We start from the raw sequence: 16,838 nt of genomic DNA on the forward strand, positions 1-16,838 counted from the left end.
CGCGAGGTCGGCTAAGGCTATTTGGCCTTCAGCTTCGCCGCGAGCTCGCGCATTTCCTTTGCCGTCTCGGCGATGAACGGCTTCCAGTCCGCCGGCGGCTTTGCGATGCCGGAAAGCAGCTTCTTGTGGAAGGCCGCCTCCAGCTCCGGATAGAAGGAATGCACCGCCTCGGGGAAATCATAGGCGATGAGCGGCGCCTCGGCCTTGGCGAAGTATTGCGAGCGAGGCGACAGTGCGGCGACGTCGAGATCGGCACGCACGGCGGCGCCGACATTGTCCAGCGAGGCCTGTTGGGCCGCCTTGGTCAGCATGAACTGCGCGAACTCCTGCGCCAGTGCCTTGTTCGGCGCGTTCTCGGGGATGGCGATGCCGCGCATGCCGCCGATGACGACGTAGTTGGTCTCGCCGGCTGCGAATTTCGGCCATTTGCCGACGATGAAGTCGCCGTTGAGGACCTTCTCCCCGTCCCATTTCTTCACATTCCAGTCGCCCACGCGGAACATGCCGCCGCGGCCGCCCTCGATGACCTGGTACATCTCGGTGAAGGAGTGGTTGATCGTGTCCGGCGCGACGAACTTGTAGCTCGTATAGGTCTTGAGGAACTCCTCGAGCACCGCCGCATGGCGCGGCTCGTCGATGGTGATGTTGCCTGCGGGGTCGATCAGCGTGTGGCGCAGGCCGGTGCCGAAGCTGAAGAGATCGAGGATGTGGATGAGGTCGCGCGGCTTGGCCGCCTCGAGCGCAAAGCCGAAGGTGTCGGCCTTGCCGTTACCGTCGGGGTCGTTGTCGCGGAACTTGACCGCGACGCGCTTGGCATCCTCCCAGGTCTCGGGGAAGGTCTCGCCGACCTTGTCGAGCCAGCTCTTGCGCACGCCGAAGCCCATCTGCACGCGCTGGATCGGGATGATGATCTGCCGGTCCTTGTAGGTCGCGACCTTGAGATCGTCCTCGGTGAGGAAGGCCTTGTCGGTGACCTTGCCAAGCACCGGCTTGAGGTCCGAGACCTTGCCGGTCTGATCCTGGATGCGAATGACGCGCTCGTAATTGTTGTAGATCAGGTCCGGCGCCGAATCGGTGTTCAGCGCGCTGATGACGCGGCCGAACCACTGGTCGGTCGGGTAGCTGAGCGACTTCACCGTCACGCCCGGCCGCTGCTTGGCGAATTCGGCGGACATCGCCTCGAACCATTTCAGGCCGTTGTCGCCGAGATCGTGCCAGACGGTCAGCGTCTGCGCGGCCGAGGGCAGCGCACCCGCCATCACGATACCCGCGGCGGCGGCAATCCGTTTCAAGAACCTCATCGCTTCCTCCCGTGAACGCTATTTGGCTGCGCTCTTCTGCTGTGCTGTCTTGTTGAGGGTAAACGTTTACCCTTGCTGTACCCTATGACCTCTCGCTATAAAAGCGCAAGTGTTTTTGTGGCCCTGGACCGAATGACGGCGATGACGATGCGGCGCACGGCGCTCAAGCCGGCCGATGCCCAGCAGGCATCGATCGCCAATGTGGCCGAGCGGGCCGGTGTCTCGATCGCGACCGTCTCCCGGGTCCTGAACGGCATCGCGAACAAGGCCTCTGCCGAGACGGTCGCCAGGGTCAGGCAGGCCGTGGCCGAACTCGACTATCGCCCTTCGAGTGCCGGCAAATCACTGCGGCAGAGGCAAAGCCGGCTGGTTGCCGTGCTGGCGGCCAACCTCGCCAACCCGACCATGGCGGCGATCGCCGCCTCGACCGAAGTGGCGCTGCGCGAGCAGGGGCTGGTCATGGTTCTCTGCGACACGCATGACGATCCCATGCTGCAGGACGAATACCTGCGCGAGATGCGGGCGCAGCAGGCTCGCGCCATCGTTTTCCTAGGAGCAGTTGCGAGTCCGATGCTTGACCTGGTGCGGGGTGGCCCAACGCCCCTCATCTTCGTCAATCGCCGTGACCCCGGCGAGCCAAATTGCGACTTCGTCGGCATCGACAATGCGCAGGCGGGTCATGACGTGGCCGCGCACGCATTGGCGCAGGGTATCAGACGACCGGCACTGATCCACGCACCGCTTGCCTCATCGGCGACGCGGGCGCGGGTGGAAGCCATTATCGGGAGTTTTGCCGCGGCAGGCTTTCCGATTCCGCCCTCGCTGGTTCTCGGACCGGCGGAGAAGGAGCACCTGGCGCTTGGTTATGCTGCTGCCAACCTGTTGGAGCGCGGTGGCGCCGACCACGACGCGCTGATCTGCACCGGCGACCTGATCGCCTTCGGCGCGCACCGCTTCATCGAGGAGAGCCCCCATTCGGCTTCCCTGCCCATCTACGGTTTCGACGACAATCCGCTCAACGACTGGGTCGCTCCCTGGTTGTCCTCAGTTCTCATCCCCTATGGCACCTTCGGCCGGGCGGTAGCCGAACTCATCACGGACGATCGAGAGGGGGCCGACCGCCAGCGCGTCCTGCCACACCGACTGATCGAGCGAAGGCGGTCATAGGTAACGCTTCGCCTTTGTGAATGCAGCCGCGCATTTCACGCCGACATCGCGCCTCATGAAGATGGAAGGGGACTATCGTGATTGCCGGCGGCGGATGAATTTTCCGAGCGCCTGCCGATTTGATCTTGCACGGCGGTCTCCGCGCAGCTAACTGCGTAACACTATAACGTTTCATGTAGCGGAGTTGTGCCGGTGAAGCTGGTTTCGATCGCCGTCGCGGTGCTGGCCATGACGGGCGTCGCCACGGCGAAGCCACTGAAGGTCGTGGGCCCCTGGGAGATCGCCGGCATAGACCCGGCGCAGTCCGGCTTTGTTTTCAGTCGCATGCAGGTGGCAGAAACGCTCGTCTCGGTCGATTCCGCTGGCAACCTGACCGCCGGCCTCGCCACCTTCTGGTCAACGAGCGAGGATGGATTGACCTGGCGTTTCCGGCTGCGCGACGGCGCTCGCTTCCATGACGGAAGCGCGGTGACTGCCGCAATCGCAGCCGAGACCTTGCGCAAGGTTCATGGCGGCGCCGGCGTGTTCAGCCAGGTTCCGGTTGCAGGCGTCGAGGCCGACGGCCAGGACGTGGTCCTCCGCCTGTCGAAACCCTTCGCTGCGCTGCCGGCCTATCTCGTCAACTTCACCACCATCATCCTCGCGCCGTCCTCCGTGGGGGCGTCGGGCAAGGTCGAGCGCATCGTCGGCTCGGGTCCGTATCGCGTGAAGAGCCTGACGCCGCCGCTCAACATGCAGCTGGAAGCGGCTGCGGAATGGACTGGCATGAAGCCGGGCATCGCCGAGATCGACTATCAGGCGGTCGGCCAAGGCGAGATCCGCGCCCTGATGGCAGAAAGCGGCGAGGCCGATCTCGTCTTCTCGATGCTGCCGGTTTCGGTCGAGCGCCTCAAGCGCAACCAGAATCTTGATGTCCGCATCGCCACGATCCCGCGCACGCGCTCGCTCAAGGTCAACGCCGCCTCGCCGCTTTTCAGCGATGTCAGGGTCAGGCGTGCGATCAGCGCCGCACTCGACCGCGAGGGCACGACGCGCGTCATCCTGCGCAACGCCGATCTCGCGGCGACCCAGCTCTTCCCCAAGGCGTTGGCCGGTTGGAACGACCCGGAGCTTCCTCCGCTGAAGCGCGATCTGGCCGCCGCCAAGGCGCTCCTCGCCGAAGCCGGATGGACGCCCGGCGCCGACGGCATCCTGCAGAAGGACGGCAGGCCGTTCTCCTTCACGCTGCTGACCTATGCCAGCTGGCCCGAGCTTCCGCCCATCGCTACCGCGATCCAGGCGCAGCTCAAGCAAGTCGGCATTGACGCCAAGGTCTCGGTCGGCAACAGCTCCGAGATCCCGGCGCGCCATAAGGATGGCACGCTGGAAATGGGGCTCGTCTCGCGCCTGTATTCGATCGTGCCCGACGCCATTGGCACGCTCCGCGACGACTACAAGTCCGGGGGCAGCGACTGGGGGGCGACCGGCTGGTCCAATGACGAACTGAACGCGCTGGTCGAGACAATGGCGCAGACCAGCGACCCCGCCGCACGCGCGCCGATGCAGAAGCGGGCGATCGCGATCCTCCAGAGCGAGCTGCCGAGCATCCCGGTCACCTGGTCGGAGCTTGCCATCGTCGCCAACAAGCGCGTCACTGGCCTGCGCATCGACCCGCTCGAAGTGAACTACGGGCTCGCCTCGGTCCGCTGGGTCCAATAGGCATGAAGCGCCTCGTTCTTGCCCGGCTGCTCCAAGCCGGGCTGGTGTTGCTCGTCGTCGGCATCCTCTGCTTCGTGCTGGTGCGGGCCCTGCCGGGCGATCCTGCCATGCGCATCGCAGCCGGGCGCTATGGGCCCGACGCCAACATCACGGAAGCGGCCGAGGCGGTCCGGCGCGAACTCGGCCTCGACCAGCCGCTCCTCGTCCAGCTCGGCGCTTCGCTCGGGCAGTTGGCGCGGCTCGATCTCGGCCACTCCGTCGTCACCGGCCTGCCGATCACGAAGGAGTTGCGTATCCAGCTCGGCGCCACCCTCTGGCTCTCGGGATCGGCGCTCATGCTGTCGCTGCTGCTCGGTCCGCCGATCGGGCTGCTCGCAGGGCTGAGGCGCGGCGCCTGGGTCGACAACGCTTCGCTCGGCGGAGCGATCGTCCTGCGATCGCTCCCACCCTTCGTGCTCGGCTTGGTGCTGATCCTGGTGTTCGCCATGCTGCTCGGCCTGTTCCCGCCGGCGGGCTACGGCACCTGGCGCGATCTGGCGCTGCCGGCGTTCACGCTGGCGCTCGGCCTCGCGGCGGTCTCCAGCCGTGTCGCCCGCGACGCCGTCGCGGCGGTGGTGCGCACGCCCTATTTCGCCTTCGCGCGGCTGAAGGGACTGCCGGAGCCGGTGGTCGTGCGCCGGCATGTGCTGCGCAACGCCGCCATTCCCGTTGTCTCCTATCTCGCGTTGCAGGCGATCTACCTGATCGAAGGCGTCGTCGTCGTCGAGACGCTGTTCGGCATCCCCGGCATCGGCCACGCCCTGGTTCACGCCGTGATCGCGCGTGACGTGCCGATGGTGCAGGGCACCGCGCTCGCCATGGGCCTGCTCTTCGTCGTCATCGCAATGGCAGTCGATCTCGCCTGCCACTGGCTCGATCCCAGGCCGAAACGCACATGAGCATCGCCGACGCCACCCTCATTCCAACGACGAAGCGCGCCTGGTTGACGCCGGCCCGGACGACCGGGCTCGTTCTGCTCGGCCTGCTGGCGCTGTTCGCGCTGCTTGGGCCGCTGCTCGTCTCAGTCGATCCGACCGAACAGGATTTCGCGGCGAGTCTCGCATCGCCCGGCTCCGACTATTGGCTCGGCGCCGATCATTACGGCCGCAGCATGCTCGCGCGGCTCAGCCATGGGGCGCGCCTCTCCTTCGGCATGGCGCTGCTCACCGTCGCGACGGCGGCCGTACCCGGCATCCTGCTCGGGCTGCTCGCCGCCTGGCGCGGCGGCTGGCTCGAACGGTTGCTCGAACTGGTCTCGACCGTGCTGCTCGCGCTGCCGGGGTTGCTCCTGGTGCTGATCCTGCTCGCCTTCGCGCCCGGCACCTTCGGGCCGCTCTATCTCGGTCTCGCGCTTACGCTCTGGATCGAGTTCTACCGCGTGACCCGGGTCACGGCTGCCGGCGTGCTGAAGCAGACGCATGTTGAAGCGGCGCGGCTGCTCGGCTTCGGTACCGGCTATATCCTGCGCAGCCTGGTCCTACCCGAGATCCGGCCGATCCTGATCACGCTCGCCGCCTTCGCCATGTCGACGGCGATCATCGCAATCTCGACGCTCAGCGCGATCAGCGTGGGCCTGCGCCCGCCGACGCCGGAGCTCGGCGCGATGATCGTGGAGTTGCTGCCCTATTATGACGAGGCGCCGCTGCATGTGCTGATGCCCGGCATCCTCATCTTCCTGCTCGTGCTCGGGCTCCAACTCGCGACGCGGAGCGATCTGGGATGAACGCTCCGGTCCGCTTCCAGTCGCTGACGGTCTCCGGCCTCGAGATCCGCGCGGGCAACACGACCATCGTTCGCGACGTCGCCTTCACGCTCTCGCACGGCCGGCCCGTCACCTTGCTCGGCGCCAGCGGCTCCGGAAAATCGCTGGTCGCGCATGCCATCATGGGCAGTCTGCCGAGCGGTCTTTCGGCGCGAGGCATCGTCAAGCTGGACGACGAGGATCTTCTCGCCGGAAGCCCGACACAAACGCGAGCGCGCTGGGGGCGGACGATCGCCATCCTGCCGCAGGAGCCCTGGCTCGCGCTCGATCCGACCATGCGGATCGAAGGTCAGGTCGGCGAGATCCATCGCTACTTGCACGGCCTCGGTCCAGCGGAAGCCGGCAAGAGCCTGCGTGACGACCTGGCCGAGGTCGGGCTCGGCGACAGGACAAAGGCCTACCCCCACGAGCTCTCGGGCGGCATGTGCCAGCGCGTAGCGATCGCCGTGACGCATGCGGCCGGCGCCTCCCTCCTGATCGCCGACGAGCCGACCAAGGGACTCGACGCCGCGCTGCGCGACGGTGTCGTCGACAGGTTGCGCGAAGAGGTGGATCAAGGCCGCCTGCTGCTGACCATCACACATGACATCGAGGTCGCGGCCGCCCTCGGCGGCATGATCGGCGTCATGCTCGACGGATCACTCGTCGAGTTCGGCCCGGCTGACGAGGTCCTGGATAATCCCCAGCATGAATACGCCCGCGCGCTAATTGCGGCGAACCCGACGCGCTGGCCAGCGCTCGCCCTGGCGACAGCCGGCGAGCCGATCGTCTCCGCGACCGGGCTGTCGAAGCGCTTCGGAGAGAGGGTGCTGTTCGACGGCTTCGACATCGCGGTCCGGCGCGGCGAGATCGTCGCGATCGTGGGGCCTAGCGGTTGCGGCAAGACGACGATCGGAAACATTCTCCTCGGCCTCGTCAGACCCGACAGCGGCGAAGTTGAGCGCTCACCTGGCATTGCGGCGACCCGCTTTCAGAAGCTTTACCAGGACCCTCCAGCAGCCTTCGCCCCACATCAGACACTGCGGCAAAGCTTCGGCGACCTGCTGAGGCTGCACTGCCTCGCCTGGGCGCAGGCCGAGGCCAGCATGCGGTGCTTCGGCCTGGGGCAGGAGCTCCTTGATCGGCGCCCGGGCGAGGTATCCGGCGGCGAACTCCAGCGCTTCGCGATCCTGCGGGCGCTCCTGCTCGACCCGGTCTTCCTCTTCGCCGACGAAGCCACCTCGCGGCTGGATCCGGTCACCCAGAAGGAGGTGTTCGCAATCCTGATCGAAGCGGTCCGCGAGCGTGGCCTGGGCCTGCTGATGGTGACGCATGAGGCCGCACTTGCAGAGAAAATCGCATCGCGCATTCTGAAATTGCCGGCCTGATGGCTCCTGTGCGGCTTGCGACGATCTCAGTGTCTGGATTCGGGCGATCCGTGAATGTCTGGGCCTGGCGCATTGTGTCCTGACAACCGTCCAACGCATATGGCCCAATTCGGACATAGCGAACCATCGGTTATTGGATGTGATGCTGATCAAATCGCTGCGCCGCCAAACGCGATTTGCCGACCACTGCCGTCGCTCCGCTATTTATAGTCGGCGCCGAGTTGCAGTCGGTGTGGCGCGCGGAGCTGTTGCTCTAATGGCCGCGCCCAAGTCGCCCACAAACCGACCGAGAACTGAGTTGAAGCCGACACTCAAGCTAAACTTCGGCCGCCACGGTCGCAGGCCGCACGGCGCCGCGACAAGATAACGAGGGGTGCCAGGGGACAGTCCTAGAACGCCGGTGAGATAGCACCAGGCGAAGGCGACCACTCCCTTCATCGTGGCTGTCGATCATGGCACCTGTCGCTGGAAGGGAAACACCCATTTCCAATCTCGTCGCATGTCGATCACGGTCCAGCCCCTATCGTTCGCCTCGTCCAGCGCCTTGTCGAGGCGACCGATCTGCGACGTGCGATCATAGGCCCATTCGCGAATCGCGTCTGTGTGGTGGAGGATCGCCATAAGGCGCGGCCCTGAGCCGGCCGCGGTCCATTGCAGCATCTGATGGTCGCCATCAGAATTGCCGAAGGCGATGATCGGCCGGCGGCCGATAAAGCGGTTAATCCCGACAGGCTTGCCAGGCCCATCGTCGACGAATTCTACCTGCGCCTGCTTGACAAGCTCTGCTTTGCCATCCGTTGCCATCTGCAGCTTGACGACCACCGACGAGCCGACGACCTGCTCGGGCGGGACGCCATACGCCTTCTCGGCAAAGACGCGAATGAACTCGACGCCACCGCCCGAGACGATGAACGTCTTGAAGCCGCTGGCGCGTAGATGCGCCAGCAGTTCAAGCTGAGGCTGGTAGACCAGCTGGTCATAGGGCTGACCAAAGCGCGGATGACGTGCCGTCGCGAGCCACTCCGCCACGGTTCTGGCGAAGGCATCAGTGGTCATGCCGGCGTGGCTTATCGCCAATATCTCCTGGACGTCCTTGTGACTCAAGGCGGAGAGCGCTTTCGCGTCGCCCGCAACAATGGCTCTGAACGCGGGCCTGCCTTGCCAGGCCGGATTCTGGGGCGCGAGCGCCTTGGTCCGGTCGAGCGCGAACTGAAGCTGGAAATAGCTGGGCTGCTCGGCCCAGAGCGTGCCGTCATTGTCGAAAACCGCAATGCGTTCGGCTGGCGGCACATAATCCGGTCCGCCTTCGCGCGTCACGCGCGCGATGAACGCAAGCAGAGTGTGCTTGCCCAGCCCCTGGTTCCACGAAGGCAAAGGATCAGGCTGAGCCAGCGCCGCTGGAGCTGGCAGAAGTGTGGCGGACAAAGCGGCAAGGGCGAAGCGTCGGGTGAGGCTCATACGATGGCTCCTCAGGGCTGATGGCAATCGCCTCGCGGCAAAAAGCACAGCCGGCTGCGTTAGCGCCTAATGAGCGGGCTCCAGGCTCTTCTGCATCCGTTCGATCAGCTGATCGATGCTGAAACTCGCGGGGCGCTGGCTCGGCGGATACTCCTTAAACGTCGCTAGAAACGGCCCGACGATCGATTGCGACGCCAGAAACGGCGCCGGGTTCGAGGTAAACCAGTCATAGTAGGAGTTGGACGTGATGTCGGCGCGTTCGTATGGATCCGAGCGCAGATCGAAGAGTTTTGGCGTGCGAAGCTTCGTGAAGGGCTCGGCCCAGATCCGCAGCGTTCCGGTTGCGCGCTGCTCTTCGAAGACGATTTTCCAATTCTCGTAGCGCATCGCGACGAGATCACCGTCGTCATTGAAGTAGAAGAATTCCTTGCGTGCGCCGTGCGGCTGGCGGCCGGTCAGGTAAGGCAGCTGATCATAGCCGTCGAGATGGACCTTAAAGATCTTGCCGGTCGCCTGATGGCCCGTCAGCAGCTTGCTTTTGATGTCGGGTTCACCGGCGGCGGCGAGAAGGGTAGGCAGCCAATCCATTCCGCTCACAATGTCATTGGAGACGGATCCAGCCTGGATACGGCCGGGCCAGCGTATGAGGCACGGAACACGGAAGGCGCCTTCCCAGTTCGTATTCTTCTCGCTGCGGAACGGCGTCGTGCCGGCGTCAGGCCAGGAGTTCTGATGAGGACCGTTATCGGTGGTGTAGAGCACGATCGTATCGTTCGCGAGGCCGAGATCGTCGACCGCCTTGAGAACGGCTCCGACTTGCGCGTCATGTTCGATCATACCGTCGGCATACTCAGTCCTTGAGGTGAGGCCGGGCTGGTCGCGTCGGGCATCCTGCACATGAGTGCGAAAGTGCATCCGCGTAGTGTTGAACCAGCAAAAGAAAGGCCTGTTTGCCCTTGTCTGCCGTTGGATGAAGTCAATCGCGGCCGCCGAGGTTTCGTCGTCGATCGTCTCCATGCGCTTCTTGGTCAGCGGACCGGTATCTTCAATGACCTGGCGGCCGATGCGTCCCCAGCGAGGATGCTCGGTGGGATCGTCGCGCTCCGACGCCTTGCAACGCAAAACGCCGCGCGGGCCGAGAGTTTCACGGAAACGAGGGTCGCGCGGATAGGTTCGCGATTCCGGATCTTCCTCGGCGTTGAGGTGGTAAAGATTTCCGAAGAATTCGTCGAAGCCGTGGACGGTCGGGAGGTAGGCGTTGCGGTCGCCCAGATGGTTCTTGCCGAATTGACCGGTGGCGTAGCCGAGCGGCTTCAGCAGCTCGGCGATGGTGGCGTCCCTATCTTGAAGACCGACAGCCACGCCCGGCATGCCCACCTTGGAAAGACCGGTGCGCAGTGTGCATTGGCCGGTGAGGAACGAGGATCGGCCCGCGGTGCAGCTCTGCTCGGCATAGTAGTCGGTGAACATCATCCCTTCGCGGCCGATGCGGTCGATGTTCGGCGTGCGGTAGCCCATGACACCGTGCGAATAGAGGCTGAGGTTGGCCTGCCCGACATCATCGCCAAAGATCACCAGAATGTTCGGCCGACGACCTCCCGCAGAAGTGGTGGCGAGTGGCACCGGCGCTGGCTGCACCTGGGCTACCGCACTCCGCTCGGTCATGCCTGTTGCAGCCAGCGCAGTCCCGCCAAGGAGCATGTGCCGCCGGCTAGGGTGCCCCGCGGTGTTACCGTCTTTACGTTCGGATGCGTCGCTCATGGTGGTCTCCTCTCCGGGCTATCGTAGTGGCGAATAGGGACCGGTCGTCCCCATGCGGATCAGTGGGTGCCTTTTGACGCTGTCCTCGAACTCGCCGACCTGCTTGAGGACGGAGTACGACCCAGCTGGGCCGGCCGCTGGGGTTGCGTCTGCGCTGGCTGGGCCTGATCGAAGCACCTGCGCCGCAACCATGGCGGCGGTGCCGCCGAACAAATTTCTGCGATCCATCGCCATATCCTCAGGTTTTTCGAATGATGCAGCGAAATCCGACATGGCTTGTAGAGGTGTCTATTGGCTCTGCGTGGCGGGCGGCAGGGCGATAGCGGCGGCAGTAGTTCGGCGCACAAAGATGCGAGCCGCCCTTCAGCACTTTGCGCGGGATCATGATCTGCGGCTGATGCGGATCGTAGCTCTCTGATTCCCGGCCGCCGCGCGGGTTCTGCGGGACACAACAGGCTTTAGGCGCATCGGCCTGATGTCGCGCGGACCAGAAATCTGCGGTCCATTCCCAAACATTGCCGATCATGTCGTGGAGCCCATATCCGTTCGATGGAAAGGCCCGGACCGGGGAGGTGCGGGCCCAGCCATCCTCCCTGCTGTTCTCCTGAGGAAACGCGCCCTGCCAGATGTTGGCCATATGGCGGCCCTCCGGTGTGAGCTCATCACCCCAGGCAAACTCGCAGCCCTCGCGCCCGCCCCAGGCCGCAAACTCCCATTCGGCTTCGGTCGGTAATGCCTTGCCGGCCCAATTCGCATAGGCCTCGGCATCGAGATAAGCGACATGCACTACGGGATGATCGTCGAGGCCCTTGATCGAGGAGCCAGCGCCATAGGGCTTGCGCCACGTCGCGCCGAACTTGAATGTCCACCATTGCGACCAGTCACGCGTATCGACCGGATGGCATGGCGGATCGAACATGAGCGAGCCGGCCCGCAACATGTGCGGCAACGCACCCGGGTAGTCCCTGGGATCGGGAGCAATCTCGGCTGAGGTGACATGCCCGGTTGCATCGACGAAGGCGCCGAACTGGCGATTGGTCACCGGCGTCTGATCAATCCAGAAACCGTCGACGTTGACCTGGTGGCTCGGCGCTTCCTCGACATAGTGCCGGTCGGACCCCATGCGGAATACTCCGCCATTGATCCAGGTCATTCCGATCTTGCTGATGGCATCATCAAGTCGGGCAGAGGCTTCAGTCGGGATCGCGTTGCCGAGTGTCACGGGTGCGGTTCCTCCGACGCAGGATCGGGAGTGAGCGAGACGTCAGGGCGCGGCAACGCGCTCAATATCCGGGAGCCGCCAGGTCTTCTCGAACAAAGGCTTCTGCGGCCCATAGAAGCGCATCATCACCTCGAAGCCGCGCTGCGGGTCGGTCGGGACCCAGTTTCCTTCACCGCCGGCCGGCGCTTTCGGTCCAAAATGGATGTCGACCGAACCATCCGAATTCTTCTGCACTTCCGGGACATTCGAGCCTCGGCTCGACCGCGACATGTTCCGGATCAGAGCATGCGTCTCCCGGTCGTAGGCGGTGATCGACCAGTAGAGGTCGACCGGGGCGCTGGCCGGCACGGTCAGCCGGTAGGTCTCGGCGCCGCTGAATGGCTTGCCATCCCTGTCGCGGATCGCGACGAGGTAGAACTGCCCCGAGCCGAGATGCTTAACGCTAGAGAACGCGAAGGAGTAGAAGGCGCCACGGTCGTCGAGCGGATAGACGCCCGGCTTCGAGAAGTTGGTCGCCAGTCCCTCGACAACGTCCGGCGCGACTGGCAGTGCCCACCGTCCACCAGGATAGTACGGCGTGAATAGGTCCTCGTAGCGGACATCGAGCAGTGCCTTAGCTTCGGAGGCTGCCTGTTCGAGGACCTTTTGGCCGTCCGCGCTCGGCTTGAACGGCTTGCCCTGCTCGATGCCGACCGACTTCAGCTGGTCGATCATAGCCTTGTCTCGCTCCTGCCAGGGCTCCCGCTGGATGAAGCGGTCGAGTGCCTCGAAAAAGCGGATGTCGTAGGGAATGGTGCTGTCGTAGAGGACGTCCGTGGCGTCGACGAAGGTTGGCGGCGGCGGGTTCGCGGCGGCGGAGAGCGGATAGAGCTTGATCCGCTTGCCGTAGGCTACAGCGTTTGCGATGTCGGCGGCATTGCCGCCGAGCGCGTTGGAGCGGAGCAGCGGCCCGGCCATGTAGGTCGACGAGTGCACTACGATGTATCCGTTTGGTATTGGCGCGGTATGACGCGGCGGCAGAATGAGATATTTGCCTCCTTTACCCTTGTCGGCGCCGGCCGGCCCGACATCCTCCAGAGCGGTCTGCCAAGCGTCCGTGATCGTGCCGGTCAGGGAGCCGCCTTCTGCCGACGGAAGTTCCAGCACCATCGGACCCGCCTCCTTCGTGCTGATGAACGGCATGAAGTAGATTGTGCTCGGGTTAGGTGTCAGGGTCTGGTTCTTCCAGTCGAGAAAGCGCGACCAGTAGACAATCTGGTTGTCCTTGCCGCCGGCCTTGAGAGCCGCCTGCAACATGAGGTCGAAATTGACTGCCGGCATTCCCCAGACGACCGCCTCGACGGCTCGGCGATGGACGGTGCGCTGGCCCAGCTCCTCAGGGGACAGATTTTGAGCACTGGCAGGTGCTGCCGCGCAGATGAATGCCAGCAGTGCGAGACCAAAGTTCCTCATCGCTTCGTTTCCTGCAATCGCCCGTTCAGAACGGGTTGATGTAGTTGAGGATCGCAACCTGCCGCAGGATCACTCGGCGGATCATGTGGCTGGCCTTGACGTGGTCGGTGAAAATCGCGGCCGTCCCCGTGCTGCCTGCGGGCAGGCGCATCGCGGCTACCTGATCATCGAGCCTGATCCGCACCACGAAGGGGGCGGCGGAGATATCGCCTGGCAGGACGGCGCGCCCGCTCACCTCTGTCTGCCCCGACGCAATGGCTTGCAGCACCGCCTCAACCCGGCCGGTATGGACTTCGCCCGGCCGGATCTTGAAGGCGACCTCGACCGGCTGCCCGACCTCGATATAGCGCGCGTAGATCTGCGCGATCTCGACTCCTATGATGGTTTCGGAGCTGTCGATGAAGGCCATGACCGGCGCCTGCGCGGTGACGCGGGCGCCCTTGCGCAAGGCCAGGTTGGTGACATAGCCATCGGCCGGAGCCAGGACCGTTGTCTTATCGAGATTCCATTTCGCGGTGGCGAGCTGCGCCTGCAGCTGCTCGACCTCGGCCTGGCGCTGCTCGACGTCGAAATTGCGGCCCGCGCCGCGATCGTGCAGCGCCTCCATCTGCGAGCGCCGCAGCTCGGCGAACTTCAACTGCGCCGCCAGCGCGGCCGCCTGCGCCTCGTAAACCGTCGGGTCGATGCGAAGTAGCACGTCGCCCTGTTTCAGCGTCGCATTGGCACGCACCGGGACGTCGATCACCTCGCCGGCGACGGAAGGCACGATCTGCACGGCGTTGCGCGCCACCAGGACAGGCCCGGACGGCGCCCCCCAACCCATCGGAATGAACAGGCCGAGATTGAGGGCGACCAGGACCAGCAGCGGCGAGAACTTCCAGAAGGGACTCCAGGGGATCCAGCGCAGCCAGACGAAGAGACTCAGGATGGCGAAATAGCTCGCCATGAGGAAGACCATCATCTGGCGGTCTCCTTCATCGCGGGAGCATCCACATAGGCCCAGATCAGGACCAGCGGCCAGAAGACGAAGCCGAACAGAAGCGCCGCCCAGCTGCCGGCCGCGACGGCCTCCGGCCAGGGATGACCGCGCTGTCGCGCGATCCGCCCGGGCAGCATCCCGAGTCCTATGACCACAGCAAGGCAAAAGCCGGCGACAACTAGAAGAACGATCCAAGCAAAAAGGTCGATTGGCGCCATAAACCCTACCCCAAGGCTGGCTAGACGGCTTGTAGTCGCTTCGTATTCGGTTCGAGCATGCCGCATTCACTTGCTTCGATGAATAATCGAAGCGCATTCGGAATGAATTTTATTATAATTATATGCGAGAATCGATTGCCTGCCTGGTGTTTTTGCGTCTTACTGCTGGTTGTAGCGCATATCAATCCGGTTGTGATGCGCAGTTTGTGCCAAACACGGGAGGGAGGCCCATGGAGCAGGCTGCGCAAAAGCGGGAGCAGTCCGCCAACTTCGTGGCGCGCACCATTGCGATCGATTGCTTCGAGCGGCTGCAGCAGGCGACGCCAGCGACGCAATCCGAGATCATCCAAGTCGAACGCGGCCCGATGCGGGGCCAATTGCGCCATCTCGCCATTGAGGGGTTGGCGCTCGGGCTTGGCCGTTTCGATCGCGGGCTGATCTCGCAAGGTGTCTTCAGCCAGCGCGACATCACCTTTGGCATGTTGTTCGAGTGCGAGGGCGAGTTCGCCGGGCCGGCGCTGACCGATGGCCATGTCGGCGTTTGGTCGCCCGGCGCCGAGCATGTGCATCGCTATTCCGGCGGCGCCGCCTTCGGCGGAATTTGTGTCTCGGCTCAAGAGCTGGAGCGCTTCTTCGGCTCGGGCAGCGAGCTCGGCTGCCTGGAGGCCTGGAAGCGGCAGTCGAGTTTCCGCATAGAAGGTGGCCATGCCGCATCGATGGCGCGCGTGCTGCACGACATCGTGAGCCGGGTCGACGGCAGCATCCAGCTCGACTTGCATGAGATCGATTTTTGGAAGGACACGATCCTGGATGCGATCACCGGGGCGCTGGCCCGGCCCGACTATCACAGCCGCGCGCTGTCGCGGCGACTACTTTACGACATCCTCGACTTTCTCGAATTCCACGAGGCTCACCCGATGAGTGTCGCGCGGATCCTCGCCGAATTCGGCCTATCTCGCCGTTCTCTGCACCGGCTGTTCCACGAGGAGATCGGTATCGGGCCAATCGAATTCTTACGCGACAGGCGGCTCTGCCGGGCACGTTCGCAGCTCAAGCTGCTCAAGGGCCGGGGGACGATCGCCGATGTCGCCTTCCGCTCGGGATTTTGCGATGTCGGTCGCTTCTGCGCCTATTACCGTCGCTTGTTCGCCGAGTATCCGGCCGAAACGGTCAAGCGGCACCGGTTGCATTGAGGCAGGGAGCAGAGGATGACCATGCGGGCGCTGACTAGGGCCGCCATCCGCAGCCTCCCCGCCCTGGTCCTGGCAGGCGCGCTGGGATCGATGGCGCATGCCTCCGAAGGCGGGGCCAGCCTGTTCGTGCCGGGGCTCAATGTGCCGGCCGGCGGAATCGTGCCGCCTCCCGGCTTCTATTTCGACAACACCCTGCTGTTCTATCGCGGCTCGCTGACCGGCCAGCGCAGCACATCGCTCGGCGGCAACGTCGTTGCCGGCGTGAGGGCCAGTATCTGGGGTGATTTCGCCACGGGGCTCTGGGTGACGCCCGCCGAGATCTTCGGCGGGCGGCTCGCCTTCGGGCTCAGCGTGCCCTTTGGCGAGCCGAGCGTGCGGGCGGGCGCCCTACTCAGCGGGCCGCGCACCAATAGCCAGCCGATCGGGCTCAGCGTTCGCGACGCCACGGTGAATTTCGGCGATCCCGTAGCCACAGCGACGCTCGGCTGGAATGCGGGCAACTGGCATTGGAAGCTCGCCGCCGCCGTCAGCATCCCGGCCGGCGCCTATCAACCCGGCGAGCTCTCCAACCTCGCCCTCAATCGCTGGATTGGCGACTTCTCGGCCGGTCTGACCTATCTCGAGCCGACACTCGGCCTCGATATCTCGACCGTCGTCGGCCTCACCGTCAACGGCAAGAACCCCGACACCGACTACCGGACCGGGCAGGAATTCCACATCGATGTCGGCATCAGCAAGAACCTGACCAAGGAGCTCTCGGTCGGCCTCATCGGGTCGCATTACCAGCAGATAACCGGCGACAGCGGCCCAGGCGCGACCCTAGGCCCCTATAAGGGCCGCACCACGGCGATCGGCGGCACGATCGGCTACACCTTCATGGTCGGGGCGACCCCTATCGCCACTCGCGTCAAAGTGCTGCGCGAAGTCGACGTCAAGAACCGGCCGCAAGGCACGATAGGATGGGTACAGCTCTCGTTCCCCCTCTGGATGCCGACGCATCCCGCTCATGTGGCCAAACCTGCCGTGGTGAAGGAATAGACCTCCACCTGTGCGCCGACCGGCAGCAGCGCGCCACGTCGCACCAGCCGAGCTATGCCGCTTTCCACCAACGTCCGGTTCCAGGCAGGAGCCCGATGTCCGGTTGTGGCGCAATGCTGTCTCGTCGGGTGCAGCCCGCATTGTCGATCCAATCGTACCGCTGTGGATCGCGGGTTGAGCCGG

14 protein-coding genes are annotated in these 16,838 nt (G+C 64.5%); 7 read left to right on the top strand and 7 right to left on the bottom strand.

Annotated features, from left to right (window positions below):
- Positions 1-17: 17 nt before the first annotated feature.
- Entirely contained in the window at positions 18-1,301 is a 1,284-nt protein-coding gene (locus V7S63_RS27695; RefSeq protein ID WP_100962211.1) for an ABC transporter substrate-binding protein, read from the bottom strand.
- Positions 1,302-1,385: 84 nt separating this feature from the next.
- On the opposite strand from V7S63_RS27695, the gene V7S63_RS27700 reads away from it, so the two are divergent.
- The 5 genes from V7S63_RS27700 (at position 1,386) to V7S63_RS27720 (ending at position 7,334) form a co-directional block, all read left to right on the top strand.
- Complete coding sequence (locus V7S63_RS27700; protein WP_336532693.1) at positions 1,386-2,468, top strand: LacI family DNA-binding transcriptional regulator; 1,083 nt, start codon at positions 1,386-1,388, stop codon at positions 2,466-2,468.
- Positions 2,469-2,660: 192 nt separating this feature from the next.
- On the top strand, positions 2,661-4,166 hold the full coding sequence (locus V7S63_RS27705; protein ID WP_336532694.1) for an ABC transporter substrate-binding protein: 1,506 nt from the start codon (positions 2,661-2,663) through the stop codon (positions 4,164-4,166).
- Positions 4,167-4,168: 2 nt separating this feature from the next.
- Entirely contained in the window at positions 4,169-5,104 is a 936-nt protein-coding gene (locus tag V7S63_RS27710; protein WP_336532695.1) for an ABC transporter permease, read from the top strand.
- Entirely contained in the window at positions 5,101-5,928 is an 828-nt protein-coding gene (locus tag V7S63_RS27715; protein WP_336532696.1) for an ABC transporter permease, read from the top strand. Before V7S63_RS27710 ends, V7S63_RS27715 begins: the two co-directional genes overlap by 4 nt.
- Positions 5,925-7,334 carry an ABC transporter ATP-binding protein gene (locus V7S63_RS27720; protein ID WP_336532697.1) on the top strand — a complete coding sequence of 470 codons (1,410 nt, stop codon included), beginning with the start codon at positions 5,925-5,927 and terminating at the stop codon, positions 7,332-7,334. The genes V7S63_RS27715 and V7S63_RS27720 overlap by 4 nt, the downstream gene beginning before the upstream one ends.
- A gap of 450 nt (positions 7,335-7,784) precedes the next feature.
- Here the strand turns inward: V7S63_RS27720 and V7S63_RS27725 are convergent, their stop codons facing one another.
- The 6 genes from V7S63_RS27725 to V7S63_RS27750 form a co-directional block, all read right to left on the bottom strand.
- On the bottom strand, positions 7,785-8,792 hold the full coding sequence (locus V7S63_RS27725) for an HAD family hydrolase (RefSeq protein WP_336532698.1): 1,008 nt from the start codon (positions 8,790-8,792) through the stop codon (positions 7,785-7,787).
- 66 nt (positions 8,793-8,858) lie between these two features.
- Entirely contained in the window at positions 8,859-10,553 is a 1,695-nt protein-coding gene (locus V7S63_RS27730; RefSeq protein WP_336532699.1) for an arylsulfatase, read from the bottom strand.
- A gap of 238 nt (positions 10,554-10,791) precedes the next feature.
- The gene (locus V7S63_RS27735; protein ID WP_100962741.1) at positions 10,792-11,706 is read right to left on the bottom strand and encodes a formylglycine-generating enzyme family protein; all 915 of its coding nucleotides are present in this window, start codon (positions 11,704-11,706) and stop codon (positions 10,792-10,794) included.
- Between the two features lie 111 nt (positions 11,707-11,817).
- Positions 11,818-13,227: a DUF1254 domain-containing protein gene (locus V7S63_RS27740; protein WP_100962513.1), complete on the bottom strand. Its 1,410-nt coding sequence runs from the start codon at positions 13,225-13,227 to the stop codon at positions 11,818-11,820.
- Between the two features lie 25 nt (positions 13,228-13,252).
- Positions 13,253-14,188, bottom strand: coding sequence for an HlyD family secretion protein (locus V7S63_RS27745; protein WP_100962512.1), 936 nt, complete (start codon positions 14,186-14,188; stop codon positions 13,253-13,255).
- A complete protein-coding gene (locus tag V7S63_RS27750; protein ID WP_336532700.1) occupies positions 14,185-14,490 on the bottom strand; it encodes a DUF3302 domain-containing protein in 306 nt (101 codons plus the stop codon). Before V7S63_RS27750 ends, V7S63_RS27745 begins: the two co-directional genes overlap by 4 nt.
- A gap of 56 nt (positions 14,491-14,546) precedes the next feature.
- Between V7S63_RS27750 and V7S63_RS27755 the strand changes: the two genes are divergently transcribed.
- Together V7S63_RS27755 and V7S63_RS27760 are read left to right on the top strand one after the other, a co-directional pair.
- Positions 14,547-15,617, top strand: coding sequence for an AraC family transcriptional regulator (locus V7S63_RS27755; RefSeq protein WP_336532701.1), 1,071 nt, complete (start codon positions 14,547-14,549; stop codon positions 15,615-15,617).
- Between the two features lie 15 nt (positions 15,618-15,632).
- Positions 15,633-16,655, top strand: coding sequence for a SphA family protein (locus V7S63_RS27760; protein WP_336532702.1), 1,023 nt, complete (start codon positions 15,633-15,635; stop codon positions 16,653-16,655).
- Positions 16,656-16,838: the final 183 nt, after the last annotated feature.

The organism is Allobosea sp. CCNWLY174 (assembly GCF_037120455.1).
GTDB lineage: Bacteria > Pseudomonadota > Alphaproteobacteria > Rhizobiales > Beijerinckiaceae > Allobosea > Allobosea lupini.

Excerpts from the sequence above, each read along its gene's own strand:
- V7S63_RS27695 (WP_100962211.1), bottom strand. The coding sequence starts at position 1,301 with ATGAGGTTCTTGAAACGGATTGCCGCCGCCGCGGGTATCGTGATGGCG.
- V7S63_RS27700 (WP_336532693.1), top strand. The coding sequence starts at position 1,386 with ATGACCTCTCGCTATAAAAGCGCAAGTGTTTTTGTGGCCCTGGACCGA.
- V7S63_RS27710 (WP_336532695.1), top strand. The coding sequence starts at position 4,169 with ATGAAGCGCCTCGTTCTTGCCCGGCTGCTCCAAGCCGGGCTGGTGTTG.
- V7S63_RS27715 (WP_336532696.1), top strand. The coding sequence starts at position 5,101 with ATGAGCATCGCCGACGCCACCCTCATTCCAACGACGAAGCGCGCCTGG.
- V7S63_RS27720 (WP_336532697.1), top strand. The coding sequence starts at position 5,925 with ATGAACGCTCCGGTCCGCTTCCAGTCGCTGACGGTCTCCGGCCTCGAG.
- V7S63_RS27725 (WP_336532698.1), bottom strand. The coding sequence starts at position 8,792 with ATGAGCCTCACCCGACGCTTCGCCCTTGCCGCTTTGTCCGCCACACTT.
- V7S63_RS27730 (WP_336532699.1), bottom strand. The coding sequence starts at position 10,553 with ATGAGCGACGCATCCGAACGTAAAGACGGTAACACCGCGGGGCACCCT.
- V7S63_RS27735 (WP_100962741.1), bottom strand. The coding sequence starts at position 11,706 with ATGACCTGGATCAATGGCGGAGTATTCCGCATGGGGTCCGACCGGCAC.
- V7S63_RS27740 (WP_100962513.1), bottom strand. The coding sequence starts at position 13,227 with ATGAGGAACTTTGGTCTCGCACTGCTGGCATTCATCTGCGCGGCAGCA.
- V7S63_RS27745 (WP_100962512.1), bottom strand. The coding sequence starts at position 14,188 with ATGATGGTCTTCCTCATGGCGAGCTATTTCGCCATCCTGAGTCTCTTC.
- V7S63_RS27750 (WP_336532700.1), bottom strand. The coding sequence starts at position 14,490 with ATGCGGCATGCTCGAACCGAATACGAAGCGACTACAAGCCGTCTAGCC.
- V7S63_RS27755 (WP_336532701.1), top strand. The coding sequence starts at position 14,547 with ATGCGAGAATCGATTGCCTGCCTGGTGTTTTTGCGTCTTACTGCTGGT.
- V7S63_RS27760 (WP_336532702.1), top strand. The coding sequence starts at position 15,633 with ATGACCATGCGGGCGCTGACTAGGGCCGCCATCCGCAGCCTCCCCGCC.